The following is a 25,913-nucleotide window of genomic DNA, read 5'->3' on the forward strand; positions in this document are numbered from 1 at the left end:
AGCAACGTTTCACGTAACTAGCGTTCTCGTTCGCTCGTATAGACCATCTTGAGACGCACGTTTTTGTTGTTCTCAAAAAATTCGGTCTCTTCCGTTCGCAGGTTTGTAACCAGGTAGTTCAGTTTATCAAGGGCTGCGATATGTCGCATCGCATGATGTCCGAACTTTGAGTCATCGGCCAACACGGCGACACGATCGGAATGCTTGATCATCAATCGCTCGCTCTCGACGACATGCTCGTTGTCGTTGAAGATGCCTGCCTCGGTAATTCCGCCTGCGGAAAGCAAAGCCCAGTTGGCATGGTATTGAACGATCGAATATTGTGCGCTCGGTCCAACTAATAGACCGGAGCCGGGAAAGAGATAGCCTCCCGTTAAAAAGACTTCCCAAGGGCCGCGTCCCATCATACGGCGTTCGATGGCGGCGGCCAGGATCAGCGAGTTGGTAATGATCCGCAGTTTGATCGGCGGAAGGCAATGGGCAAGTTGAAGCGTCGTCGTTCCACCATCCACAAACACGACATCCCCTTCGTTGAGAAACGCAGTGGCTCGCCGAGCGATATCGAGTTTCGCATTCGCATTCTTCACTTCACGAGCACGAAACGGTGTTAGCTCAAGCGATTTCGCCAGTTTGATTCCTCCCCGAATCCGTTCGACGACACCGGCCTCTGCGAGATGGTTGAAATCGCGACGAATCGTCGCGGGACTCGCCTCTAGACGCGTCACAGCATCGTCAACATGCAACTCTCCGGTCTCGGATAGGAAGCGAAGGATCTGGTCGTGGCGGCTGGAGCTCATTGGGTATTTTTCGGACAATCACTTCAGGTCAATAATGATCAGTTCGAGTGGTTGGAAATGATCATAAGTGATCAGAGTCAGTGAGTGGTGTGAATAATATGCGAAATATACGCTCAAAATCGATCGATAGCAAATGATCATTATTGATTAGAGGTGATCAGTCCATAGCATGCAGGCGTTGTCGGAAACGACCTGAATTCTCTCGAATTGGCCCGCCCCACGGAGCGTCTTGGCATGTCATTGACCCTGAATCTTGGTGTGAAATCCGATCCCGTCGAGTATCGCTACTCGTTTCCCTGGTTATTTCGCCTGTTGGCGGAAGAGGGCATTCACTTGGTTCAGCTGGGAACCTGGTTCGAGATCTATCAGCTGCCGGATCAGTTTTTCGTGGACTTACGGCGGCAAGCGGAAGATCACGAAATCAAGATCAGCAGCATGTTCACGGCCCATCGAGAACTGGGCGGTTTCTTCCGATCGGAAGCAGGATTTGAACAAGTCGCTCGTCGAAACTTTGAACGCCTGATCGAAATCGGCGGTATTCTGGGGGCGACGTCGGTCGGGTCGAATCCTGGCGCTGTGTTACGTGATCAGATGGGAACGAAGTCAAACGGAACCGCCTGTTACGTCAAACACATGAAAGAGTTGATGCACTTCGCGAAAGAGCAGGGTGTGGAGTGGCTGACGATCGAACCGATGTCGTGCCTGGCCGAACCGCCGACGCTTCCCAATGAAGTAGCTGACATGGGACGCGAGTTGACGGATTACCATCAGCAAAATCAAAACACCACTTCCAAGATTGGCTACTGTGCCGACATTGCTCATGGGTACATCGATAAGCAAGACGAAGTAGGCTTCGACCACGTTCAGTTATTCGAGGCAACGTATCCATGGCTGTACGAAGTTCATCTGAAAAACACGGACGCGCGATTCAACTCGACGTTTGGTTTCGGTCCCGCTGAAAGGGAGAAAGGGATTGTCGATGTCGCCCATTTTCGTGATCTGCTCTATGCGAACGCCGACAAATTGCCAGTGCAGGAAATGACCGGATTCCTCGAGATTGGTGGTCCTAAACTAGGTCGCGACTACAGCGACTATCAGCTAGAAGACCAACTCCGGTCGTCTCTACGATATCTAAAAGAAGCGTTTCTCGGTGAAACAGCGCCGCAGATTCACGCTCCCAGTTCTGCCATCGGTGAATCGGTGTCGGCTACAGAAAACCCAGTTGAGATTTCGCCATCGATGATGTGCGTTGACCCGCTGAACTTTGAGTCGGAACTGCGTCAAGTCGAGCGTGTCGGGGTCGATATGCTGCACATGGATATCATGGATGGGCATTTCGTGCCCAACATGCCCATGGGGCTTGCGGTGCTGGAACGGCTTCAAGATGCGACGACGTTGCCGCTCGACGTTCATTTGATGGTGGACGACAACGACTTCTTTGTGCAGCAGTTATCAAAGCTGCGAATCAGCCAGATCTCGGTCCATTTAGAATCGTCAGTGCATCTGGATCGCACGCTTTCGCATATTCGAGATCTGGGAATCAAAGCAGGCGTAGCAATCAACCCTGGTACACCTCTGTCGGCGATCGATTATGTACTGGAACGCGTCGACTACGTGTTGGTGATGACAGTGAACCCTGGCTATGCCGGACAAAAGATGACTCCGGCATCGCTGCGAAAAATCGCCGATTGCAAGCAACTGTTGCATTCGCGCGGATTCGATTTGCCGATTCAAGTCGACGGCAATGTCAGCTTCGAGAATATCCCAGGTATGGTTGCTGCGGGGGCTACGAACTTAGTCGCGGGGACCAGCAGCATTTTCCACAAAGCAAACTCAATGGTCGAGAACAAACGCCGCATGCTGGCTGCAATCGAACAAGGACTGGCCGCTCAAGAAGCGACGGCACTTGCAGCCGCTTCGTAGGCTTACGTGGACCATCGATTCCCCATCTTTTTTCTCGAACCGACGGAAACTGATTTTCCTATGAGTTCTACTGAACAGTCTGAAATGGAAGCCATCGTTTTGCATGGCGTGGGTGACCTGCGATTTGAACATGTTCCCGTTCCCAAGCTGGAGCCCGGCAAAGTTCGCGTCCGAATTGGTTTTTGTGGCGTGTGTGGATCGGATATTCCTCGCTGCTTCAGCAAGGGAACCTATTCGTTCCCGACGATCTGCGGACATGAGTTCGCTGGAACCGTCGAGGCATGCGGCGAAGGGGTAACGGATTTTCAGCCTGGCGATCGGGTGGCTGTCTTTCCGCTTCTGTGGAACGACGATCATCCCGCTTGCGAACAAGGCAAATATGCCCAGTCGGATGGATACGACTATCTCGGTTCACGCAGCGATGGTGCGTTCTCGGAGTATGTGATCGCACCGACTCGCAATCTCATTCGCGTGCCAGATAACGTCTCGCTGGAAGAAGCGGCAATGACGGAACCAGCAGCGGTCGCTCTGCACGCCGTGCGTCGGGCCAACGTTCGCTTAGGCGACAGCGTTGCCGTGTTTGGACTTGGCCCGATCGGTTTGATGGTCGCTCAGTGGCTGAAAGCTTCCGGAGCAGGGCCTATCTTGCTGTTTGATATTCAGCCGGAAAAGCTCGACATCGCCAAGAACCTTGGGTTCGAGCACACGTTCGACAGCCGCTCGTGCGATGTCAACGAAACCGTCAAACGGCACACCGATGGCCATGGCGTGCATGTCGCCATCGAAGCGGCCGGCGTACCACCGACGATGCTGGCGGCTATGGAAGTCGTACGTCGTTCCGGTCGAGTCGTTCTTCTAGGTAACCCTGCCGCAGACGTGAAACTTCCTGCTCCTTTGATCTCGCAAGCCATGCGTCGTGAGATCGATATGCTCGGCGTCTGGAACTCCGACTTCAGCGTCTACAGCGACGACGACGATTGGCGAACGGTTCTTTCAGCCATGAGCAGCGGCTTACTGAATTTGAAACCCTTAATCACTCATCGTGTTCCGCTAGTCGAAGGCATTGCTGCGTTGGAAATGATGCATCAGCAGTCTGAGTTCTTCACCAAAGTCCTCATCCATCCGCCGTCGAAATAACTAGGTTACTTCCCACAAAAACAACTTCTGAAATACCCATCATGAACGCCCAAATTCATTATCTCGATCAGCCCGGCGGTACGTTCACAGCGACCGAACAGTCGTTGACGAAGCCCGCCCCCGGAGAAATTCGCTTGCGGACCGTTACGACATCGGTCTGTCAGTCCGACGTTGTCATCTACAAACAAGGACTTCCCCGCATTAAAAAGTGGCCTGCGATCTTACTGCACGAAGCCGCCTGCGTGGTCGACGAAGTGGGCGAAGGGGTCACGAAGTTTGAACCAGGCGATCTCGTTGGCCTAGGCTGCGATATTCCGTGCGGCGATGCCGATTGCATTTACTGTGGAGAAAACGGAACCGGCGACTGGACAAGTTGTCCCAACACTTGGGCAACTGGACACGAGTTCGATGGCTTCGCTCGTTCGCACGCGATTCTTCCCGACTGGTTCGTCAAATATGGCCCGATCGTCAAGTTTCCCAAGGGATTCAATCCTTCCCACGCTTGCCAGCTTGAACCCCTGGCATGCTGCTTGGAAGGGATGACTCGGGTCAATCATTGCATTGAAAACCGTATCGTAGTGCTGATCGGTGCCGGCTCGCAAAGTACCTACGCCCTGCAATGTGCTCAGGCCATGAATGCTCGAAAGATCATTCTCGTTAATCGCGGCCAAGAGCGATTGGAACGCGTGCTAAAAGACTTTGGTGCTCCCAATGTCGTCGGGATTCGGTGGGACGAGAACGTGGTTGAAAACGTCTACAAGGAATGCCAACCGTTCAACGAGCCGCACTTCGTGATGGTCAATGCACCGGTCGCTGCGGGCTATGAGTTGGCTCCCAAGCTCATGGGTTATGGGACCGTCATGGATGCCCATGCTGGTGTGAAAGGGGCGGCAGGCAAGCCACGTTTGGCCCATGAAGTCGACTTGAATAACGACATCCACTATCGGCTGCAGTGCTACCAGGCCACGCATGGATCAAGCATGCGGGGCATCCAGTTGGCGCACAAATTCCTGTCGGAAGGAAAGCTTCCGAACATCGACAAGATGACCAACGACTCAGAGCGATTCGGCAGCAGCGACATCCATGCAGCCATTCATCGTGCCGCCGATTCGGACAGCCTGAAAGTGATTGTCCACTGGGACTAGAATTTCTACTTCTTTGGCATGGAAGAGGTCAGAAACTCGAGCAGGTTAGCCATCTGCTCGAGTGAGATCTCTTTTTCTAATCCATCCGGCATCAGCGAGCGGTCGCTTGTTTGAAACAGTTCAATCTCGCTTCGAGCGGTTTCCTGCAGCTTGCCATCTGCCATCTGCAAAACAATCGCCTGCGGTGACTGATGAGCCACAATGCCGCTGAACGTTTGCCCGCTGGTAGTCAGCAATTGACTTGCGGCATACTTAGGTTCAACTTTGCCGCTCGGATTCAAGATGTCGAACAAGATCGCCTCGCGGGAACGATTTTGCGAATCGGCTAAGTCTGGGCCGACGCTGGGCGTTCCTGGCTCGGCTGGTGTATGGCACTTGGCACACTGCTGCAGAAAGACTTGTCGTCCTGCGAGTGGGCTTCCGATTGTCTTCGTCGCACTCGCGTAACGCTTGAGCACCGCCATGCGATCCTTATTGGCGGCTCTTCCCAGAAGCTGTTCCGCTTGTTTGCGAATCGCCGGATCACGATGTTCTCGCAACTGGGTTTGCTGATCGAGTCCGATCGAACTCAACGCGACGGTACCTGATTGAAGGCCCTGAAACAAAAACTCGATGCCTGTGGGCGACTTCAATAAAAGCGAAACGGCCGCACCTCGCGTCGCAGGCTCAAGCTCTTGCCAAATCTCGCTAAGCAGTTCTGCTTTTTCATCCGAGAGGGAAGTCGCCAAAGCGGCGATCGCCTCTTGCTGGACAATGGGAGGATGCTGCGGCGAGCAAAGCTCGACAAAAAACGAGCTGTCCGCGAGGTTCGCGAAACGAAGCAGAGCAATTGCGTCCTGTCGCATCGCCGGAGGTTGTTGTTCTGAAGTAGCCAGCGAATGAAGTTGCTTTGTCAGCGATTGCTTGCCATCCGGCAAGCGAGCGAGAACCGCGTCGAACTGTTTACTTTTTCCCAGTCCATCTGCTAACCCTTTGAGCACGCCAAGCTGAGCAGGTCCGTTCGGTTGAGACAATGCAAACTTTAAGATCTGAGTGACCTCGGCAGGCTCGTTGCGTTTGCCGACGATCTGCGCCAATCGTTGCGGCAGTGTCGAGTCGGTCGGGATGTGTTTCAGCGAACGTTCCAGCAACTCGGCGGCGCATTGCTCGGAAGCGGCAATCATGGCATCCACAAACGTGGGATCGCTGCCATCGGTTTCGGCCAGTGCCGAAAGAACTTCCAGCTTGCCATCGGCGTCGGTGTTGCCGATGGCAAGGGCAAGTTGGTAGCGAACCCATGCCGAATCATCCTTGGCCAAACCAAACACCTTTGGGCAAACATCGGGAAACGTATCCCAGTTTCGTGCCGCCAGTCGAATGGCCGCCGCACGCACTTCTGAGTGGTCATCGTTCAACGCGCTGGCAATTGTCGGTTCGTCGAGCGATCCAAGACCTTCCAGTGTCCATAACGCATGCAAACGTCCTAAAGGAGATGGCGATGTTTCAGCCAGTTGGCGAATCGCATCGGCGAGTTCTTTGGCCTGAGTTTCAACGAGATACTGTTGAGCCATGCGGCGCTGCCAACCACTGGTCGATTCCAACCATGCGACAAATTCAGATGCTTTCGCCGGAGGAGTGAACGAGCGACGAGCGACATCCTGCTCGGGGACGATTCGCCAAATGCGACCGCGGTCTTCCCCGGCTCGCCAGTCCAATTGAGCCGCAATTTCCGGGGGAAGAAACTTCGGATGCTCGACCCATAGGCGGTACATGTCGGCCAAATACAACATGCCGTCCGGTCCGTTGGTCAAGCTTGCAGGGCGAAACCAGGTATCGGTCGAAGCTAAAAAGTCAGCATCATCTTGTGCTCGAATCGACTTGAGTTTGGGGCCATCGCGCGTAACGATCGATCGCGTAACGAGGTGCCCAATCGGTTCGCAGGCAAACACACTATTCTCCATCGCGTCGCCCAAACCGTCGCCAACGTAAGCGGTGGTACCACATGCCGACGTATGCGTACCCGCGTGCGAAAGCCAATTGCTTTTCATGGCGACACGAGGGAAAACCTTTGAGTCGCCACCGGACGGAGCCACGTCGTACTGTACCGAATGGATGCGGGCAAACGGGTTTCGTGCCGCTTCTTCCGGTGTCATGGTGGTGGCAATGATCGGGTTTCGATTCGTACAGAATAAACGGTCGCCCCATGCGGTGATTGTGTTGCCGTATTGCCCGGTACCACTGGCCGAACCAAATTCATAGGTCAGCGGATCGAACCAAAACTCGGTTCGCGGAATAGTGACAGGCATCGCCATATCGGGGCCGGTGACTTTGCCGACGCCGTAATTCAGATAGATACGATTGTCCAAGCCCAATCTGGGACAGCCTACTTGCATCTGCGGATGGGCTGGCTGAAAGCCTTGAAAGAGAACCTCTCGCGAGTCAGCGACGTTGTCGTCGTTCTCGTCTCGCAGAAGAATCAGTTCGGTCTGGGCACAAGCAAGAATCCCATCGTTCAACGGCATCAAGCTGTGGCAAAAGTTCAGCTTGTCGGCGAAGACGGTCCGCTTGTCCATCTGGCCGTCGTCGTTGGTATCTTCCAGAAGGACGATTCGCGAGAGTGGGGCGTCCCCTTCCTGGCTAGGGCCGATAGGGTAGTCGCCATATTCCGCGACAAACATGCGTCCCTGCGTGTCGAAAGCGATTGCCACAGGATCCATCACGAGTGGTTCCGCGGCGACCAGTTCGATGCGATAGCCTGGTTCGATTTGAAAGCACTTAAGCTGCTCGTCGGCCGATTTCGGAGCTGGCGTCGCGTCATCGACCCAGTGGCGTCCCCCTTTCGTCTTTTCCTCTTCACTCAATGTTTCTTGGACAGCGGCTACGGGAGTGTTAGAGTCAGACAAGGCCAGTTGCTTGATTTCGTCCGACGTTAACGCGCGATCAAACAGGGCGACTTCGTCGAGTCGACCTTGCCAGTTGTTTTTGTTTTTAGCGTGACCACCCATGAAAATCGTGCCGGACGATTGGTTCGGCTTGCTGGCTGCTTCGACATCTAATTCACCATTGATATAGACACGAGTCTGATTCCCTTCACGAACCAGAGCGACGTGAGTCCATGTCCAGCGATCGATCTTATGCTTGCCGAAAATCGTTTTTCCGTCGGCCGTTTCCAGGATTACGTTGCCAGCATGCTCTCCTTTGCCGGAAACGCCTAGCGAATCGCCATGGGAAAGAAACCATCCCGCGATCGGCTGAGCGTCCAAATCGATCCCGTTCCAGATCCATTGGCTGACCGTGTACGAATCTTCGGGAAGGGAAACGTCGGCCACGAGACGGCCATCGGCGAAGTGAGCCGCACGATTCAGCTGTGCATCGGTGGAAAATCGAGGTCCTTCAGCCCCTTCGAGATAAAAGACCACGCCATCTTCGAACAGGCCATGTTGCTTTTGGCCGGAGAAGTCTTCTGCGTGGGGACCTTCCATGTCGTGCAGCGGGAAGTAACGAACAGGCTTCAACTGGGTGATTTTCTTCGCCATCTCACTGTCCGGCGGCAATGACCTTCGACGTGGCGAAGCGGTAACTTGCTCGAGCAACTTCAGATCGGCCTCAACGATTTTCGGCTCGGCCGAGGTCTCAAGTCCCGCCGAACGTGCCGCCCAGGTGTTGTAACCGCCCAGCACATGTTGCTCTGGTGGAGGAATGTACCCGTCGCCTCCGTTGGCTAGTTCAATGACCATGGTCTGCGGGAACGGGCTGCGAGCTTTCAGTTTGAGCCCGGTCAGCGCGTACGTTTCGTTCGGGGTCGTGGCGATCGCGATGTCGCCGATCCGCAAAGCTTGCAGCACGATCTCGGTTGATTGGCGATCGTGAAGGATGATTTGTTCGCGAGCATAAACTTCCGCGGGCGTTTTGGGTGGACGATCTCCCATCTCGGCCACGATCTTTTTGGCCCAGCTCAAACGCTCTTCGCTCGGGACGCGGTAGTCGAGTCGCATGCGTGTTTCCGCCATAGCCACTGGTGCGTCACGCTGGTATTTGATTGAACCCAATGCCTCTTGCGTCTTCGCGACCATGCCATCGACGAAACCATCGAACGTTTGATTCGTGTCGGTGCGATAGTCGACACGCCAAATGTCACCACTGCAGCCGTGCGACATGGCCGCGACAAAGGGTGGCCGGTCGGATGACTTACTTCCCAGGGCTTCTTCCAGCTTTTGACAGTAGGCACCGAAGTAATCGGCCGCTCCGCCGCCGCTGAAATAATGCATCGAGAAGTTCGCCAACAGCGCGATCGGTTCCCCGCTGGGAGTCTGAAAAGAGATGACCGAGAGCTCCGGATCTTCGGGACCTGACTCACCGGTAACGTTGGCCAGGTTGTTTTTGGCGGTGTGCATACTCGCACGAACCGTCTTTTCGCCGAACGGATCTTCCCGTTCCATGCCTGGTCGTAAGATCCAGCGGCGAAGCGCGGTGAACTCGTTGGCATCTGCGGTGCCCCAGCCGACTTGCGCAGGTGCCAGATTCTTTTCTGCGGCCAAGATCGCTTCGGCCAGCTTGATGCGAAGGTACGGGACATACGTCGGATCGGCGTCAGTTCCGAGGGCTCCCATCGACGAAGGGGCCGTATGGGTATGCGTCGCCGAGATCAGCATGTGGTCCGTTGGAATCTGAGCACGCTCGGCGGCAAGCTTTTTGGCGCTATCGACTAAGTCCTTAGGCAGCATGCAACTGTCGGTCACCACCATGGCGATTCGCGTAGTGCCATCGTCGACGACAATCGCCCTGGCGTGGATGTTTTTCGGTTCCCCTTGCCGCGTGTAAAATCCACCGTTGATCAGAACGGGAAACGACTGCGGCGTGATGTCGACCGTCGCGGCACCCACTTGCAGCTCCGCATGCAACGTGCGCGGTAAGACGAAACCAAGCAATAGAATAACGCCAGCGGCAAAGGCCAGTCGCATAGCAAGTTCTCCGGTCGAGGATACCGTTTGGAAGGCAGGAGGGTGCGACGTCAATATGCCAAGTCGACGCGAAGTTGGCAAACATTTCTTTCTGCCGAAAAACGATTGCGTGGCAAAAAATCGAGAAATATGATGTCTCGTGACATTTTTAGGCGTTTTCGCTGCCGAAATTCGTTCACGAATCGATCCAGTCGAGGGATACGTGCCTCGATTGATACCACCGAAGGAATATCATGAATCTAAAAACAAACTCCAGCATTGCGGCCGTTTGGATCGCCTCTTTCATGCTGGGTATCGCTTCCGTACATGCTCAAGCGGTCGCTAACGAAGCAGCATCGGCGCCGTTGAAAACCGCCGTCGACTTTGGTGTTGTGGGTGATGGAATTCACGACGATACCGAGTTGCTGCAGCAGTACATCGATTCCGCGCCGTCGGCGGTTGCTATTCCACGCGGGACTTACCGCATCACGAAAACGTTGGTGGTCGATCTTGATGAGATCGGCTTCACTTCGATCGTAGGTGACGGGACAGCAACGATTGTCATGGAAGGGAAAGGGCCGGCGATTCGCCTCGTGGGTACCCATCAAGGTTCGGCCGATCCGAAGACGGTTCAAGACAACGTTTGGCAAAAGCAACGCATGCCGTTGGTGCAAGGGATTGAGATTGTCGGCGCGCACGATGAAGCGGATGGAATCGAAGCGGTTCGCACGATGCAGTTGATCATTTCCCAGGTCGTCATCCGTCATACGCGACATGCGATTCACCTGGTCGATCGAAATCGCAACGTCATCATCTCCGACTGTCATCTCTACGAAAACCGCGGCGTCGGTGTGTTTCTAGATGACTTAAATCTGCATCAAATCAATCTTTCGGCGTGCCATATCAGCTACAACCAAGGGGGCGGATTCGTTTCGAAAGGAGGCAACGTTCGGAACATTCATATCGCCGGATGCGATATTGAAGCGAACGTGCAGAACGTGCTGATCGATAGCGCCGGAACAAAATATGGAACTGCCGAAGTCGCGATCACCGGCTGTACCATTCAGCACTCTGGTGGCGAAAATTCGACGAATGTTCGATTCATCGGCGCCAGTCCCGAGGGCGAGCCTCGCTGGGGACTTGTCACGATTGCCAACAATATTTTGAGCGACGTGGAAACGAACGTCGACATTCAAAAGGCCCGCGATGTCGTTATTCAAGGAAACACGATCTCCAGCGGATATCGCTATAACCTCCGCGTGGAAGACAGCCAGAATATCGTTGTTGGTCCCAATGTCTTAGGAAGAAATCCTCCATATCGCGATGAGGATACTTGCGACAACGGAGTCTTGTTTCGTAACTGTGTGGGAGGGACGATCTCGGGTTTGCACATTCATCAGACGTTGCGTACCGATGCCGGCATGATCCTGGACGGCTGCCGCCGTTTTCATGTCACCGGATGCACCGTGTTAGATTGTAAAAAAGCAGGGATGCTTCTCAAGGACCTCGTCGAATGTCGGGTCGCCGAGAACATGCTGTATGGCCGTGAAGGCGACAAGGAATGGGTGCCTACAATCATCTCCGGCGGCTCCCAAAATAAGATCGAGCGGTAACGCATCATTGCAGCGGTCAGGCGTCACAGAGGACGACGGACGCCTGACCGCTGGCAAGTCATGCTCGGTGGTGGGTTATCCTTCGTCGGCCGACGGTCCATACAGTGCGGGGACAGGAACGCCATTGACGCGGAAGTACACCGTAAGAATGCCACGATGATGAACGGTGTGATTAATCACCCAGGTTCGTATGACCGCCATCTTAGGAAGCGTGAAAAGCGTTTCCCCCGCGTTCAGTAGCGACCAGGGCTTTTGCAGCGTCTCGTCGTCGACCGACTTCAGTGTGGCGAGTGCCTGGGCAACATTCTCATCGAAGATCTCCAGGTTTTCGGCACAGTTGGTCGGAGTCGGAGGATCGAAGTTAGGTCCGTCGGGGGGACTTAAATCGAGCGAATCGCGATCGAACGTAAACATTGTCCAGCTAGGAATACGCCCTAAATGCGTAGCGACCCAGCCGATCGTGTTCGACTTCTCGTGGATCTTCCAGTCCCATTTCTCATCTGGAACACGCTCTAACGTCTTCCGAGTCTGGGCCATTTCCTGTTCGAAATCTGCAAAGACTATATCGCTCAGGCTCATCGCAATCGTCCCTAATCGAGGCTTCGGCAAACGGAAAACAAACGGCTGCCCCAGAACGCCTGCAATGTATACAAGTGTTCAGTTGTGTGCAACCTGATTCTCAAAAATTTGCCGCGGTCGATTTAGAGACGGTCTTCAAGTTCGCTTTGCTGTCGATCGAAGTCCAAATTGGAATTTGAAGACAGTCTTCTTAGGGACGCGGATTCGAAAGCTTCGAGGTATCGCCGAGTGCAAGGGCATAAGCCACTGCATGCGTGCGGCAATGGCTGATGCTAATTTGCACTTCTTCGATACCGCGGCGTTTGGCCGAGTCGAGGGCTCCGCCGTATAGATGAATCACCGGCTTGCCACCAAACTGGTTCGCGACTTCGACGTCGCGCCATGTGATTCCTTTGATCCAGCCGGTACCGATCGCTTTAAGAACTGCTTCCTTGGCTGCCCAGCGGCCGGCGTAATGTTGGGTGGCCGCTTTGCGTTCGCTGCAGTACTCGATCTCGTGCTGCGTGTAGACACGATTGATGAACATCTCGCCGTGTCGCTCGATCATTTGAGCGATACGCAGGCACTCGATGATGTCGGTTCCGATTCCAATAATTTCCATCGTTTCGCTTGCCTGTTTACTTCAACTTCGCGTGCCAGCTCGAGATTCCGGAAGCCTCTTGGGCTCGCGTCAAAACTTCCCGTGCTTTCTTTCGTGCCACTTGAGCTCCGTCGCCGAGGATTTCCTTTAAGCGATTGGGATTGGCAACCAATTCCGCACGTCGCTGGTGCGCTTCGGCAAAATAAGCTTCGGCTGCGTCCGCCAGGGCTTTTTTCACGTGGCCATATCCGAAGCCGCCGGTGCGGTAGAGATCGGCCATCTCTTGAAGCGGTTCTGGCTCGGCGAACAGCGAATACAATTGGTAAAGGTGATCGGTCTCGGGATCCTTGGCGTCTTCCATCGGACGCGAGTCGGTCACGATCCGCATGATCTTCTTGCGAGCCTGTTTGGGTGGCTCGAACAGTTCGATGATGTTGCCGTAGCTCTTGGACATCTTTTCGCCGTCGGTGCCTGGGACTTTGGCAGAAGCGTCCAGGACTTTGGGTTTCGGCAGCACGAAGACTTCGCCAAACTGGTGATTGAAGCTTTGGGCGATGTCGCGGGTGACTTCAATGTGCTGAACTTGATCTTGGCCAACAGGGACGACGTCGGAGTCGTAGCCGAGAATGTCGGCAGCTTGCAAAACTGGGTAAGTGAACAGTCCGGCGTCCGCTTTCAGGCCTTTGTCTTTTTTATCTTTGTAGCTGACGCAGCGTTCGAGCAGCCCCATACCGGTTCCGGTCATCAAGATCCAGCACAATTCGCTGATCTCGGGAACGTCCGACTGAACGAACAGCGTGGCCTGATCAGGATCGAGGCCGAGCGCGAGAATATCGAGCGCCATATCGATGGTCGCTTGCTCCAGCTTTTCTCGGTCGCGAACGGTCGTCAGGGCGTGCAGATTCGCAATGAAGTAGAACGACTGCTCGTTGCCTTGCAGCTCGATATATTGACGAATGGCACCGAAGTAGTTGCCCCAGTGGGGACGCCCTGTCGGCTGAATTCCGGAAAGAACGCGCATGGATCGTGTCAGATTACGGGGAAAACGAAAGTCAAAACCAGCGTGTTATTATGACGGACAGAAGGGGAGAGTGTCACCCCGGGGGACTTACGCTTGAAGCGTTCCCACGACATCCTTCACGCTGGTGGTGCCGAGCATGCGAAGTGCGCCTGGCAGTTCGTTCACGACCCGATTAGAGAGTGTCGGGTCGAAATAGTTGGCCGTACCTATTTGAACGGCTGTTGCCCCGGCAACCAGGAATTCCATCACGTCGTCGGTGCTGCTGATGCCGCCGATACCAATGATCGGGACACTGGTCGCTTTGGCGATTTGAAAGACACACCGCAGCGCGACAGGTTTGATGGCTGGGCCGGAAAGTCCACCGATGACATTCCCGAGCATCGGCTTTTTACGCTTCCAATCGATCGCCATCCCTTGCACGGTGTTGATCGCTGAAACGGCATCGGCACCACCTGCCTCGGCCGCTTTGGCCACGTTGGCGATACTCGTTACGTTGGGAGTCAGCTTGGCGATGATCGGATGAGGGCAAGCCGCACGAACTTCGGCGACCAGCTTTTCGCATGTGGCGGGATCGGTCCCGAAGTCGATCCCACCGCTCACGTTGGGACAGGAAATATTGAGTTCAATCGCCGCGACTTGGGAATGTTCGCCCAGTTGGGCGGCCATGCCGACGAAGTCTTCCTTCGTTTTACCGGCAATGCTGACGACCAGCGGCGACCCAAGCGAGCCTAGATACGGCAGGTGATTGGCGATGAAATAATCGATGCCGTCGTTATCGAGACCGATGCTGTTGAGCATGCCCCCGGTCGTTTCAACGGTTCGCCATGGCTTGTTGCCAGGTCGAGGGCTGCTGGTGATCGTCTTCGGCAGGATTCCCCCCAGCTTCGCCAGATCGACGATTCCCGCCATCTCCTTTGCATAGCCAAAGGTGCCAGAAGCGACGAGAACAGGATTGGGGAGCGAAAGTCGCCCTAGCTGCACGGAAAGATCAACAGACATGCGTGTATGTTGGCAAAGGATTCATCAAATGTAGTCAAAGTCTGCGCGAAGTGTACGCCAATCGTACCGGTGGATTGGGGATCTCGCAACGAGGGCGAGTGTTGGACAGCTGGTTGACTTTCGCGCAAACAAAAAGACACCACCAGTCTGCGCATTGGCAGCCTGATGGTGTCTCGTTTCACGGTTTCGATTTTTAGCGGTGGCCCGCGGCGTTAGATGATACCGCCGTGGGTGCGATATGGAGCCAAGTGGCTTGGCTGGTCCAGGAACCAGATGCGTTGCCATTCTTCGAGGATATGGCGTTCGTTTTCCGAGGTGTAGATTAACTCTTGCGTACGAACACTCGGATCCGCCGAGTAAATCGGCAGGAAGCAACCGGTGTTACTGATCAGGGCGATACCAAGCAGCAGTGCAACGATGAAATTACGCATCTCATTTCCTCCGTGAAACTTATGAAGCGGCCATCCTGACCGTTTGCGTTCATTGTCCATCCACCAAGGATTGAATCTTGGAGAGTTCGGAGAAACCTAAGCTGATGCCTAATTTCCGAAGTCGCCCGGACCAGAAGTCGGGGGATTCGGTGGGTTAGGGTAGGCCGATGGATATCCTGGCGAGTCATTCGACTGCGGAGGGGAATAGGGTTGCTGCTGGGGAGCTGCCGATTGCTCGGCCTCGAGTCGACCTTGTCGGTCTTTCTCTTCCAGCTGACGAACGCGTTCTTCCATCTCTTTGCCAGGCTTAAAGGTGACGACGTATTTTTCGTCGACATCCACTTTGGCACCCGTTCGTGGGTTGCGTGCCTTTCGAGCGGCTCGCTTTTTGACCTCGAAAACGCCGAAGTTTCGCAGCTCGATACGACCATCCTCGACAAGGGTAGTCACAATGGCGTCGAACGTTTTCTGGACGATCTCTTTCGTCTTGAGTTGTGTGAGCCCGATCTCTTCAGAAATCGTCTTCACAATCTCTTTTTTGGTCACGAGGCGACTCCCACACAAGGATGAATTGAGTTGTCGTAAGTTTTCTAGACTTCCGTCGGCAATTGCTCCAAGTGTAAGTGCCATAAGCACTAGAGTCAAGCTCATTCTGGCAGTGCGCACAGTTAACGCGATGCCAGCAACGGGACGCATTCCCTTTTTCAGGCTTCTCCGAACTATCCAATTTTCAAAGATCCAAGGTAGCGAAGAGCCGCTTTTCGTGCCGTAAAACAGGGCTTTACCTGTCCCCCAGTTCGAACGTACCGGTCTCCGTACAATCGGTATCGACGGAATAATCGGTAAATCTTCAATCCAAACCGGCCATTTGAACCCAAATTTTCCTTAAATTCGGATCTCGCTCGCTCGGTCTTGGATCTCGTCGAGGCTGTAGAGACGCCCCTTACCGCTGCCGGGACAGAAATCGCAGGTGTCCTGCCAATCTTCCGGCGACTTGATATTTGAGTCCCAGAAAGGCCATGTCCGGCATTGGCGAGGTCGCGCCGAATAAACCGTACATCCCTTGCTTTCGGTATCGAGAAAAACACAGTCTCCAGTTGAGTATTCCTTCAAACTCTTCCGAAGTCCGACTTCTCGGACGTAAACCGACTCGAATTGTTCGATCGTCATGTCGGTAACTTCTGCGAGAGCCGCAATTTCTGCCGCGTTTACCCAAACGTAACCAGGGCCTCCGGTACAGCATCCGCCGCATTGGGTGCACTCAAACTGAAGACCATCTTGGTACCACGGTTTGCTTTGATCTGGCTTATTGGTCATTGCTATCGATGCTATCGCAAGAAGGGACACCCGGGCGGTGGAAGTGGAGGGCTATCGCAGGATGGCCTGCATGGCTTCCAGCGTTCGGTCAATTTGTTCGGCAGTCGTAAAAATGCTGAGGCTAAATCTTAGCGTACCGCCATGTCCGATGGTTCCCAAGTGCTGGTGCATTAGCGGGGCACAGTGTAGCCCGGCTCGGCATTGAACGCCGAATGCTGAATCCAATGCGGTGGCCAGCTCATGGGGGTCGAACGACTCGACCTGAATGCTGACGACTCCAGTCCGCTGCTCTAAATTCTGAGGGCCGAAGATTCGTACCTTCGGCATACCTTGTAAACCTTCGATTAATCGGCTGGTGTTCTGCATCGTGTGACGATGCAAAGCCGTGACGGTTTGCTCGCGGATATATTCGACACCTGCGCGAAGCCCCAAGATACCAGGCACATTCGCATTGCCGCTCTCGAACTTTGTGGGCAATTCGATCGGCTGTTCATTCGATTCGCTTTTAGTGCCGGTGCCGCCCTGACGCTGGCTTTTCAGTTCTCCGGCTACCTCCGGCTGTAAGATCATTGCGCCGGTTCCAAGCGGACCCAGCAGTCCTTTGTGGCCAGGAAACGCGACCATATCGATAGGGGTTTCTGCCAGATTTAAATCGAGATGACCTGCTGATTGGGCCGCATCGACGAGTGTGCGAACGCCACGGTCTTTGGCAATCGCACAAATTTCCTGGATCGGTTGGATGGCTCCTGTCACGTTGGAAACATGCGTGATCGCAATTAACCGGGTGTTGTCCATGATGGCATTGCCAACGTCATGAGGATCAACGCGGCCATCCTCGCCGGGTTCAACGTAGGTGACGTCTAATTCCAACGTTTGCATCATCGTGGAAATTGGGCGGAGGATCGAATTGTGCTCTACCGAGGTAGTAACGACATGATCGCCCCGTTGAAGTAGCCCATGCAGGGCCAAATTCAGCATGTCGGTGCCGTTGTAACCAAAAATCACATGCTCCGGCGAATGTGTGCCGAAGAGATAAGCGATCTGCTTGCGGGTATCGCCGATCAAACGTTCGACTTCGTTCGCTTCGCGATAGCCACTTCGTCCAGCACAAGCACCTAATTCCGTCATGTGATGCTGAACGGCTTCGACCACGCTGGCTGGTTTAGGCCAACTGGTTGCTGCGTTATCAAGATAAATTCGTTCGCGTGCCACCGCTGTCTTCTTTCCTGAATTTTGGCTTCGATGGTTCAACCGTCGTGGTCAAACCGGTTTGTTGGGAACGGCTGCTAACCGCCAATCTGGTACATCGCTCGCTCGGGAGGAACAAAGTCTGGCGAATCCATCCCGTGCGACGCTTTCTTTGCTTGGACGCATTCGTGAAGGAGACGGGAAATATCGGCATCGCTCCCGCCACTTCGGACAATCTGCCGCGCATCCCATTCTGTCGTGCTGAACAAGCAATTTCGCATCTGGCCTTCGGCGGTCATGCGTAGCCGATTGCAGGTGCTACAAAATGGTTCGGTCACACTGTTGATAAACCCAACGCGTTGCCGGCCATCGGCATACACGTAGTCGACCGCTGGTTGACTTTTGTCAGTGCGGTTCACTTCGACCAGCTTGGCTACGTCTCGCGAGATCATTTCGCGAAGCTGTTGGCCGGAGAGAACTTGATCTTTGTCCCAGGCTCGATCGGCATCAAGCGGCATGAACTCAATGAACCGCAGATGAAGATCATTCTCTCGTGCAAATTTCGCCAGTGGAACGATTTCACTCTCGGTCAAGTTCCGAATCGCGACAGAGTTCAAGCGGATATTCGTAAACCCGGCTTGTTGCGCGGCAGCGATACCATCGAGTACTTTCTGAACGCCTTGCCGACGGGTGATTCGCTCGAACATTTCCTCGTTCATGGCATCGAGGCTGACGTTCAACCGATCGAGTCCCGCTTCTTTAAGCGATTCGGCCTGGGATGTCAGTAAGATACCGTTGGTTGTTAATGCAATTTCATCGATGCCGGGAATGTCTTTTAGCATGCGAATCAACTGCGGAAGATTCGAGCGAACCAACGGCTCGCCACCGGTCAGACGCAGTTTGTTGATTCCGTGACCTGCCGCGACGCGAACAACACGCGTCATTTCTTCAAATGTGAGGAGCTCGTCACGTGGTTTGAAGCGGACATTCTCCAGCGGCATGCAGTAGAAGCAGCGTATGTTGCAACGATCGGTCACACTCACGCGCAAGCTCGTATGCACGCGGCCAAACTGGTCGATCAACGGAGAATGGAATGCGGTGGACATACTTCTATTGTAACGTATTTTCGTCCGTCCGCTGAACCAATCCTGGGTGAACCCAATCGGTTGCCCCACTTGCCCAGTGCTCTTTTTTCCAGACGGGGACCATTTCTTTCAAGCGATCCATCAGCCAACTAGCCGCCTCGAAGGCATCTTTTCGGTGTGGCGTCGAGACGGCGACCGCGACACTTGCTTCCCCAATTGGGACTTCTCCCAGGCGATGGATGAGCACACATCGATCAATCGGCCAGCGTGCGATTGCTTGCTGCTCAAGCTTTTCCATTTCGCTTTGCGCCATCGGCGCGTAGGCGGTATATGTCAGCGTGACGGTTTCCTTGGCGTCAGTAAATTGCCGTGTCGTGCCCAAAAACAACACCACAGCACCACATTTGGGCGAAGTGACCGAGCTGGTAATCGCGTCGGCTTGGATTGGCTTTTCGGTAAGTTCAACCATTGGGAATGTTAGCCTCCACTGACCGGCGGGAGGCAGGCAATCTCATCCGATGCTTCCAGCACTCGTTGATTCCCGGCGTATTCATTGTTCACTGCGAACGCACAGCTGGCGAGCACGGGAGCTAACGCGGGGAGTTCTTTCGCAAGCGTTTCTCGAAGCATCCCAATGGTGGCCGGTTTTTCCACTTCGAGCGACACTTCCTCGCAGCCGGCGAGGTCTTGCGTCAGGGCAAATAATTTCACGCGTACGTTCATGTGACAAACAATTCGTGTGCCGATGGAGAAAACAGGTCAGTCTCTTGTTCCAAGATGCCGTACGATTTGGCGAGCAACTTAATCGGATGAACGACCGCTTTATTGCCGGCTTGCTCCATTTGCATCTTGCAGGCACTACACTCGGTCGATCCAATCTGAATCTGCTTGGCACGCATGGCAACGACAAGATCCCAACCGATACGCAGACTGCTGCGGAAGTTCTCTCGCGTCAGCCCAAACGTTCCGGCCATCCCGGAGCATCCTTTTTCGATCGAACGGACCGAAAGGCCGGGGATCAGCTGCAAGATTCTCTGACCGTAGGAATGCTCGTGCAATGCGCGGAGATGACACGGTACATGAAAGCCAACCGTCAAGTTGACTGGCTTCAAATCGAGTTCCAGCTCGCCGTGATGGTGTAGGTCCCAGAGGAATTCACACGCTTCGCGCGTATTCTCGGCGACGATTTTCGCATCGTCCGAGTCGAGCAACTTGGGATATTCATGGGTTAATGCCATGACCGCGGATGGTTCCGTCGCGACGATGGTGTAGCCTTGCCGGACTGCTTCGGCTAACGCTTTAACGTTTTTGTGGGCCAAGCGAGCAGCCATGGTAACCGCTCCCTGGGAAATGGAGGGCATGCCACTGACTTGCTGTTTCGGATGAACGTAGACCGCAATCCGGTTGTGATCCAGCACGTTGACAAACGCTTGCGCAAGCTGCGTGTCGAATAGATTCGCGTAGAGGTCAACAAAGTAAAGCACTTTGCGACCACTTCGACGCGAAGCCGTCGTAAGGCCTCGTCGAGCGGCTTGTTTGACAAAGCTACGATTTGCCAGTCGTGGTAACTTTCGCTGCTTGGCCAACCCGATGAAACGTTCCATCAGCCAACGCATGACTCGATTGCCCAGGGCCCAGTTGGCGATTCTGGGAAAACGATTGCCCCAGACAGCCCAGCGATGAATCTTGGCTTGTAGTGAACCATCTTGAGTCAGGCCGTTCGCATCGACGTTTCTGGCTTTCATTTCCAGAACCATGTTGGGAATATCAACATTCGACGGACAATCGATGCGACATTGATGGCAATGGAAGCAGGTATCAAGGATGCTTTTGGTCTCTTGCGAGTCGAGACTTTCCGGCGGCAACTGACCTGCGAGAACACCACGCAAGAGGTTGGCTTTCGCCCTCGGCGAGGCGTCTTCCCGTGAATCGAAGCGAAAGACAGGGCACATTCGTGTGTCGGCGCCGTACGTGCGGCAGCGACCACAGCCATGGCAACTGCGAGCTTCGGTCGCCATCTCTTCAGGCGTCCATGTCAGAATGGGAAGCTCGAATTCGTTCTTGTTGCTTTTGTTCTTCGACGTCGCCTTTGTGCCGTCGTCAGACTTGCCATTGGAATCGCTTCCACCCGCTGGGATAACGAGTTCGACGCGGCGGACCAGTTCCATGGGCGAAAACGTCGAGGAAAAAACCTTCTTCCCAGGGTTCATGATGCCACTGGGGTCGAACAGCCGTTTGATGCGTCCGAATAGGTCGTACAGCGGCCCATACTGTCGCGGAAGATATGGGGTCCGGCTTAGCCCATCGCCACATTCACCACTTAAGGAGCCGCCCAATTGAAAGAGTTCTTCGTACGTTTCGTCTGCGATACGTTCAAGCTTTGCCAAGTCCGCCGGATCTGCCATGTTTAGCAGTGGTCGCACGTGCAAATGCCCATGAGCCGCGTGCGCGAAAATAGAAGCGATCGTTTCATGTCGCTTCAACACGTCTTGAAGTTTGGACAGAAAGTTCGGCATCTGCGGCGGCGGAACGGTCATGTCCTCGATGAAGGGGAGGGGCCGTGTATTCCCTTTCAAACGGTAAAGAATCGGCGTCATCCGCCGAGCCAATTCCCAGTAGGTGCCGACTTCCTTCGGGCTTGTCGTAATGAGCGAGTGAAATGCAAGTCGTCGTCGCCGGCGAATTCGATCCGCGATCTTTTCCAACTCGTCGTGGACGATCGTTTGGGTCTCGCCAGAAAACTCGACCAGCAGCATGGCCTCAGTATTTTCAGGGATAAGATTCGAGTACCGTGGATCGGTTTCTCGAGCAATGGCTAGGATTCGGCGATCTAACAGGTCGCACGCACTGATGCCGGACGATGCCAACTGCACCGCAGCTTTTGCGGCGCTGTCGAGTCGTTCAAAGAAGAGCAGAACCAAGCCTCTCGCTTTTGCGCGAGGTGATGTTCGCAGTTTGGCCTGGGTAACTAATGCCAGACTTCCTTCCGAGCCAGACAGAATCTTACAGAGATCGATTTGATCGTCATTTAGCACGCCAGACAGACGATAGCCACTTCCCTGATTGAACGTTTTGGGAAGGTGTCCCTGGATCTTGTCGGCGTTGGTCTCCATCAACTCTGCCACACCAGAAGTGATGCGGACAAGTTCTGGCGATTCGAGATGGGCAACGCGATCGAGATGAGTCGGTTTGATGGTGACAACTTCGCCGTTGGCCAAGACGGCTTGGAGTTCCAGGATATGATCGCGAGCTGAACCATGCTGCGGCCAGTGACTTCCCGAAGCATCCAACGCGATGACGCTGCCCATGGTGGTCACGCTGCGCGTCGCCGGATCAGGGCCGAAGATACTTCCCCGCTGTGCGAGGTGGCGATTCAAATTGGCCAGCACAACGCCTGGTTGAACACGCACCCAGTCGTCGCCTGTCTCCAAGATACGACGCATCGAATGGGCAAAGTCGATCACGATCCCTGTGCCAAGCGATTCCCCAGCCATTCCGGTTCCAGCTCCGCGAGCATGAATGGGAATCTGGTTTTCGGCGGCGTACTGAACGGTGGCCGAAACATCGGATGTTCGACGAGGCCGCACAACCGCGAGTGGTTTTACCTGATAGATACTCGCATCGGTTGAGTACAGCTCGAGGAATGTGTCATCGCAGCGGATCTCACCATCCAGAATGCCACGGAGATCAGCTCGTATTCGTTCGCGTTCTAAATCCATCGGTTGCGAGTCGGCCAAGACCCGTCAAAGAGCGGCACATGCGGTGCGCAAGTTCTGCTGGTTTTCTACCACGGCGGCGCGAGCCGAAAATCGCTTTCCAGCAAGGTACCACGAAGCATCAATGGTAATCCCATTCGAGCATGCTGCCCAGGGATCCCTTTTCTCTTACGTAAGTTACGTCAAACCACACGATTGAAGATAAAGGTCGTATCCACGCTGGAATTGTTCGCTCTTGGGCCGAGCAATTCCAGCGAAACGATGCATTTGGGGCTGAGAATCGCCGATTTCGACTAGCCGTAAAACTTCTTCGAGAGCAGGCTCAAGCCACCGATCGCAACGATCAAACCACCCCCAATATAGAAAACGGGGTAACGGACGTACCAAGGTTCGACCGGTGGCCCCGTCCCCGGAGAGACCGAGGAATCCAGGTAGAACTTGCAGCGCGGGCAATGATCGCCTGGGCCGACACCTTGGGGAAGTTCCTTGCGGCAGTTAGGACAGTGCCCTGGCTGAACGCCGTTCGAATTGCCGCGGAAACGATTGCCAAACCCAGGCGACGAGCTACTGCCAGATTGTGCGTTGGAATCGATCGATCCGTTCGCAGGCGTATTCGCCGCCATAATCGGCTCGCCATTGGCATCGGTTCCAAAACCACTCTCGGGCGTCGAAATGGTGCTTTCCGGCATGCGGCCGCCGTTGGGATTATACGGAACGGAAGAAGTCGGAGTCGTACCGCCGCCGTTTCCTTGATTGGCGATCATGTCGGAAGGAGGTTCGTATGCAGGCGTCTCCGGCGGAACATAGGCTGGTGGGCGAGAACTATTCTGCGTATTTCCAGGTGCAGGATTACTGCCGGCGTTACTATTTCCAGCAATTGATGAACGATAGCTGCGATATTGATCGAGCTCCTTATGAACATCAGGGGCAGCGAGTTCCATTTCTAGGCGAGGCAAGATTTGCTCCTCTTCGCCACGTTTGCGTAAATGGTCTCGCAGCCATTTTTGATCCTCGTCGCTGAGTACGTAGAACGATATCTTATGACCGGTCGCGCCTTGTAGCAAAATGACATAGCCTTCGTGCATCCGAACAAACTTTGCTTTGACTTGGCGGTCACGAAAGTCGGTCCACTCGCGATTCTCGAAGAGAGTCGTGTCGCTTTTGTCGACTTTGGGCGTTTCCATTGCAGGCTTTTTTGTGGCGCTCCCTTGCTGCATGCGAGCGTATTTCTGGTCTTCTTCACTGAACGCATTCAGCGGAATCACGAAAACATCGGTGTCGGTTTCGATGCGGACGTTATTTTCAGGCGTCAGTTCGAGAAATCTACCGCGAAGCTTCTTGCCGTTCACGTCGGTCCACTCGTGCGTGTCCTGACCCATCGCAAATGTCGCAAATAGGCAGAAAAGCAAAGGGACGAGTGCGATGTTTTTGCTGGCCAACATCTGAATTCTCCCGAACTCGGGGATAAGTGTGTTCTTGATTGTCGATATTCGAGTGCGAGCCTAACTGACGCCGATCAACAGGCCAAATCCGCCCAGCGTCAAGCAAATGCCGAGCAGCATTCCAAGCAGAGGAATGCTTGCTTTGTCGAAGTCAGTTATCCCATGCACGATCGCCATTCCTGGAATCAAACTGCGAAGTCCGACCTGAAGACTCTCTAGGAAGGCCAACGCAATTAGCCAGAGATAGCCGCCAGCGATCAGCAGGCTGCCAAACGCCAACAGTGTGACACCGAACATTTGCAAGTTCCAGTCGGCAGTTGTGAATTCCCGTTCTTCAACAAACTGCATCGGCTGAAAGTCGCTGCCGGGCGTGTAGGTATGTGGATTGAAATTGGCATCTTCCGCCGAGGTATCATTCGTTGGCTGTGGACGACTGTTCGAATTGCCATCGGCGGGCGTATCACTCGCTGCGTTCGGATTTGTCGATGTGTCGTTCGCGGAATCATCCTTCTCTGGCGGACGGGCCTCTGGAGTAGTGGTTTCCCCCGGAGAGGAAACGCTCGGCGTCATCGCATCGAAGCCCGTCGAGCGAGAAGGAATCGACGCGACGTCAAACAGCGGCCGATCACTTTCATTGGGTTGGGCATGCTCGGTATCGATGATGGTAGAAGATGGTACGCCCACTTTAGGCCGCGACATGTCGTGGCTTGGAATCGTCGTGAACGACCCATGGTCCTGCGTTACGGCGTCTGTAGATACGATATCCTCCGAGGGCGTGACGTTGCCGAAGCCACTGCTGGGAAGCTTGACACTGGAACCAGGTTCACTCGCTTCGCTATTGGTCTGGGAGGGATCACCAAAGCCAGACGAAGGCAGCTTCACGTTGGAAGCGGTCGAATCGCCAAAACCGCCAGGCGGAAGTTTCACTCCACCGTTTGTCGCCCCAAAACCAGTCGGGGGAAGCTTGACTCCATTGTCGACCGAGCCAAATCCATTGCCGGGGAGTTTAACTTCACTTTGCGTGATGCCTTGTTTCGGGGGGCTCGTCGATCCGCTTGTCGGTTGCGAAGAGGGTACCGGAGGGTGATCGCGATAAGATGGAACAGGCTCAGGGTCGGGACGTTCCACATCCAACAAGTCAGAACGAACAGGAGGGACAAGAGCTTCTTTTCCGATCGCTTGATGCGCTTTGTAAACGAATTCGCGATCGTCAACCGATAGGTCGTAGTATTGAATACGGTGATACCGAGAGCCTTCTTTCAGGACCAGAGTCCCGCGTACCATGCGGACAAATTGGGCTTCGACAGCGACGCCTTCGCGGGAACGCCAGATTCGCCGGCTGCGTAGGCGGACCGTTTCCGGCTCGTTATCGTTGGCACCGCTTTCGTCTTCCGCGACAGCTTCGTCGATTTCTCGCTCCAACTGAGCATCCGAAACCGACGGCATCGCATCTTGAAGGCCTTGAATGTAGCCGCGATCTTGCGGAGATAGACGCGTGACAGGGACCGTAAAGCGATTGCCGTTCACGTCAAGAACGACCGCGTCTCCCCCTTGGGCAACTTCGACAAACTCTGCGTCGACTTTCTTGCCTTCGAGGGTGGTCCAAGTTCGTGCCTGCGCGGTCGATAAGAGGAAGAGCCCCGCACCGACTGCTAGCAGTGCCCAGCTTTCGCGCCGGAAGTCTTTGCGTCGCCTGAACATGGGATTCTCGATTATGCTGGCCAAGCAAGCCAACGCCGCGCGCGTTGCCCACTCGATAAGGTTCGTTATACCATCGTATTGATGGTTAAGACGAAATGACCTGAAAAATGGATTTCGTTACACCTCCAAAGAGGTATTCGATGATATCTCGTGTGGCAATTGCGCGTCAATTGGGAAAAACCAATCTTAATGCGGGCAATTCACCCAAATCTTTTCATAATAACGGTATTCGCGATCAATCCTCCGCTACTTGACGAAGAAACCACTGTTTATGGATGTCGCCTTGACTGTCAAGAAAATTTTAGGGAATGTCGAAAAAG

General features: G+C 54.3%; 20 protein-coding genes. 4 read left to right on the forward strand and 16 right to left on the reverse strand.

All coding sequences use genetic code 11. From position 1 onward, the window contains the following. Window positions 1-17 precede the first annotated feature (17 nt). Window positions 18-797, reverse strand: coding sequence for a DeoR/GlpR family DNA-binding transcription regulator (locus tag LA756_RS26980; protein WP_224437817.1), 780 nt, complete (start codon window positions 795-797; stop codon window positions 18-20). Between the two features lie 234 nt (window positions 798-1,031). Here LA756_RS26980 and rpe point away from each other — a divergent pair, with 234 nt between their 5' ends. From rpe to LA756_RS26995, 3 genes are read left to right on the forward strand one after another with little or no spacing between them, the layout of a single operon-like run. Further along, window positions 1,032-2,720 carry a ribulose-phosphate 3-epimerase gene (rpe, locus tag LA756_RS26985; protein WP_224437818.1) on the forward strand — a complete coding sequence of 563 codons (1,689 nt, stop codon included), beginning with the start codon at window positions 1,032-1,034 and terminating at the stop codon, window positions 2,718-2,720. 60 nt (window positions 2,721-2,780) lie between these two features. Then, window positions 2,781-3,857 carry a galactitol-1-phosphate 5-dehydrogenase gene (locus tag LA756_RS26990; RefSeq protein ID WP_224437819.1) on the forward strand — a complete coding sequence of 359 codons (1,077 nt, stop codon included), beginning with the start codon at window positions 2,781-2,783 and terminating at the stop codon, window positions 3,855-3,857. Window positions 3,858-3,898: 41 nt separating this feature from the next. Beyond that, window positions 3,899-5,002, forward strand: coding sequence for an alcohol dehydrogenase catalytic domain-containing protein (locus tag LA756_RS26995; RefSeq protein WP_224437820.1), 1,104 nt, complete (start codon window positions 3,899-3,901; stop codon window positions 5,000-5,002). A 5-nt stretch (window positions 5,003-5,007) separates the two neighbouring features. Here the strand turns inward: LA756_RS26995 and LA756_RS27000 are convergent, their stop codons facing one another. Continuing rightward, the gene (locus tag LA756_RS27000) at window positions 5,008-9,942 is read right to left on the reverse strand and encodes a PVC-type heme-binding CxxCH protein (RefSeq protein WP_224437821.1); all 4,935 of its coding nucleotides are present in this window, start codon (window positions 9,940-9,942) and stop codon (window positions 5,008-5,010) included. Between the two features lie 233 nt (window positions 9,943-10,175). Here LA756_RS27000 and LA756_RS27005 point away from each other — a divergent pair, with 233 nt between their 5' ends. Further along, window positions 10,176-11,534 carry a right-handed parallel beta-helix repeat-containing protein gene (locus LA756_RS27005; RefSeq protein WP_224437822.1) on the forward strand — a complete coding sequence of 453 codons (1,359 nt, stop codon included), beginning with the start codon at window positions 10,176-10,178 and terminating at the stop codon, window positions 11,532-11,534. Between the two features lie 75 nt (window positions 11,535-11,609). Here the strand turns inward: LA756_RS27005 and LA756_RS27010 are convergent, their stop codons facing one another. The 14 genes from LA756_RS27010 to LA756_RS27075 all read right to left on the reverse strand — a co-directional run bounded on the left by LA756_RS27010 (window position 11,610) and on the right by LA756_RS27075 (window position 25,593). After that, the gene (locus LA756_RS27010) at window positions 11,610-12,071 is read right to left on the reverse strand and encodes a DinB family protein (RefSeq protein ID WP_261362066.1); all 462 of its coding nucleotides are present in this window, start codon (window positions 12,069-12,071) and stop codon (window positions 11,610-11,612) included. Between the two features lie 232 nt (window positions 12,072-12,303). Beyond that, entirely contained in the window at window positions 12,304-12,714 is a 411-nt protein-coding gene (gene acpS / locus LA756_RS27015; RefSeq protein ID WP_224437824.1) for a holo-ACP synthase, read from the reverse strand. Between the two features lie 16 nt (window positions 12,715-12,730). Further along, window positions 12,731-13,714, reverse strand: coding sequence for a tryptophan--tRNA ligase (trpS, locus tag LA756_RS27020; RefSeq protein WP_224437825.1), 984 nt, complete (start codon window positions 13,712-13,714; stop codon window positions 12,731-12,733). Window positions 13,715-13,801: 87 nt separating this feature from the next. Continuing rightward, window positions 13,802-14,713 (reverse strand): dihydroorotate dehydrogenase, encoded by a 912-nt coding sequence (locus LA756_RS27025; RefSeq protein WP_224437826.1) that lies wholly within the window; start codon window positions 14,711-14,713, stop codon window positions 13,802-13,804. 212 nt (window positions 14,714-14,925) lie between these two features. After that, window positions 14,926-15,144, reverse strand: a complete 219-nt coding sequence (locus tag LA756_RS27030; protein ID WP_224437827.1) for a hypothetical protein — start codon at window positions 15,142-15,144, stop codon at window positions 14,926-14,928. A gap of 108 nt (window positions 15,145-15,252) precedes the next feature. Next, on the reverse strand, window positions 15,253-15,690 hold the full coding sequence (locus LA756_RS27035; RefSeq protein WP_224437828.1) for an HU family DNA-binding protein: 438 nt from the start codon (window positions 15,688-15,690) through the stop codon (window positions 15,253-15,255). Between the two features lie 339 nt (window positions 15,691-16,029). Next, window positions 16,030-16,461 (reverse strand): YkgJ family cysteine cluster protein, encoded by a 432-nt coding sequence (locus LA756_RS27040; RefSeq protein WP_224437829.1) that lies wholly within the window; start codon window positions 16,459-16,461, stop codon window positions 16,030-16,032. Window positions 16,462-16,512: 51 nt separating this feature from the next. After that, window positions 16,513-17,673 (reverse strand): aminotransferase class V-fold PLP-dependent enzyme, encoded by a 1,161-nt coding sequence (locus LA756_RS27045; protein ID WP_224437830.1) that lies wholly within the window; start codon window positions 17,671-17,673, stop codon window positions 16,513-16,515. A gap of 74 nt (window positions 17,674-17,747) precedes the next feature. After that, the gene (gene moaA, locus LA756_RS27050; protein ID WP_224437831.1) at window positions 17,748-18,755 is read right to left on the reverse strand and encodes a GTP 3',8-cyclase MoaA; all 1,008 of its coding nucleotides are present in this window, start codon (window positions 18,753-18,755) and stop codon (window positions 17,748-17,750) included. Window positions 18,756-18,759: 4 nt separating this feature from the next. Beyond that, a complete protein-coding gene (locus tag LA756_RS27055; protein WP_224437832.1) occupies window positions 18,760-19,203 on the reverse strand; it encodes a molybdenum cofactor biosynthesis protein MoaE in 444 nt (147 codons plus the stop codon). 8 nt (window positions 19,204-19,211) lie between these two features. Then, complete coding sequence (locus LA756_RS27060) at window positions 19,212-19,445, reverse strand: MoaD/ThiS family protein (RefSeq protein ID WP_224437833.1); 234 nt, start codon at window positions 19,443-19,445, stop codon at window positions 19,212-19,214. 8 nt (window positions 19,446-19,453) lie between these two features. Beyond that, window positions 19,454-22,453, reverse strand: a complete 3,000-nt coding sequence (locus LA756_RS27065) for an anaerobic glycerol-3-phosphate dehydrogenase subunit C (RefSeq protein WP_224437834.1) — start codon at window positions 22,451-22,453, stop codon at window positions 19,454-19,456. A gap of 290 nt (window positions 22,454-22,743) precedes the next feature. Beyond that, the gene (locus LA756_RS27070) at window positions 22,744-23,892 is read right to left on the reverse strand and encodes a hypothetical protein (protein WP_224437835.1); all 1,149 of its coding nucleotides are present in this window, start codon (window positions 23,890-23,892) and stop codon (window positions 22,744-22,746) included. Window positions 23,893-23,952: 60 nt separating this feature from the next. Then, window positions 23,953-25,593 (reverse strand): hypothetical protein, encoded by a 1,641-nt coding sequence (locus tag LA756_RS27075; protein ID WP_224437836.1) that lies wholly within the window; start codon window positions 25,591-25,593, stop codon window positions 23,953-23,955. Window positions 25,594-25,913: the final 320 nt, after the last annotated feature.

The sequence above is a fragment of the Bremerella sp. TYQ1 genome (assembly GCF_020150455.1).
Lineage (GTDB): Bacteria > Planctomycetota > Planctomycetia > Pirellulales > Pirellulaceae > Bremerella > Bremerella volcania_A.

Bases quoted from the DNA above. Each gene is read 5' to 3' on its own strand.
- LA756_RS26980 (WP_224437817.1), bottom strand. From the start codon at position 797: ATGAGCTCCAGCCGCCACGACCAGATCCTTCGCTTCCTATCCGAGACC.
- rpe (WP_224437818.1), top strand. From the start codon at position 1,032: ATGTCATTGACCCTGAATCTTGGTGTGAAATCCGATCCCGTCGAGTAT.
- LA756_RS26990 (WP_224437819.1), top strand. From the start codon at position 2,781: ATGAGTTCTACTGAACAGTCTGAAATGGAAGCCATCGTTTTGCATGGC.
- LA756_RS26995 (WP_224437820.1), top strand. From the start codon at position 3,899: ATGAACGCCCAAATTCATTATCTCGATCAGCCCGGCGGTACGTTCACA.
- LA756_RS27000 (WP_224437821.1), bottom strand. From the start codon at position 9,942: ATGCGACTGGCCTTTGCCGCTGGCGTTATTCTATTGCTTGGTTTCGTC.
- LA756_RS27005 (WP_224437822.1), top strand. From the start codon at position 10,176: ATGAATCTAAAAACAAACTCCAGCATTGCGGCCGTTTGGATCGCCTCT.
- LA756_RS27010 (WP_261362066.1), bottom strand. From the start codon at position 12,071: ATGGCCCAGACTCGGAAGACGTTAGAGCGTGTTCCAGATGAGAAATGG.
- acpS (WP_224437824.1), bottom strand. From the start codon at position 12,714: ATGGAAATTATTGGAATCGGAACCGACATCATCGAGTGCCTGCGTATC.
- trpS (WP_224437825.1), bottom strand. From the start codon at position 13,714: ATGCGCGTTCTTTCCGGAATTCAGCCGACAGGGCGTCCCCACTGGGGC.
- LA756_RS27025 (WP_224437826.1), bottom strand. From the start codon at position 14,713: ATGTCTGTTGATCTTTCCGTGCAGCTAGGGCGACTTTCGCTCCCCAAT.
- LA756_RS27030 (WP_224437827.1), bottom strand. From the start codon at position 15,144: ATGCGTAATTTCATCGTTGCACTGCTGCTTGGTATCGCCCTGATCAGT.
- LA756_RS27040 (WP_224437829.1), bottom strand. From the start codon at position 16,461: ATGACCAATAAGCCAGATCAAAGCAAACCGTGGTACCAAGATGGTCTT.
- moaA (WP_224437831.1), bottom strand. From the start codon at position 18,755: ATGTCCACCGCATTCCATTCTCCGTTGATCGACCAGTTTGGCCGCGTG.
- LA756_RS27055 (WP_224437832.1), bottom strand. From the start codon at position 19,203: ATGGTTGAACTTACCGAAAAGCCAATCCAAGCCGACGCGATTACCAGC.
- LA756_RS27065 (WP_224437834.1), bottom strand. From the start codon at position 22,453: ATGGATTTAGAACGCGAACGAATACGAGCTGATCTCCGTGGCATTCTG.
- LA756_RS27070 (WP_224437835.1), bottom strand. From the start codon at position 23,892: ATGTTGGCCAGCAAAAACATCGCACTCGTCCCTTTGCTTTTCTGCCTA.
- LA756_RS27075 (WP_224437836.1), bottom strand. From the start codon at position 25,593: ATGTTCAGGCGACGCAAAGACTTCCGGCGCGAAAGCTGGGCACTGCTA.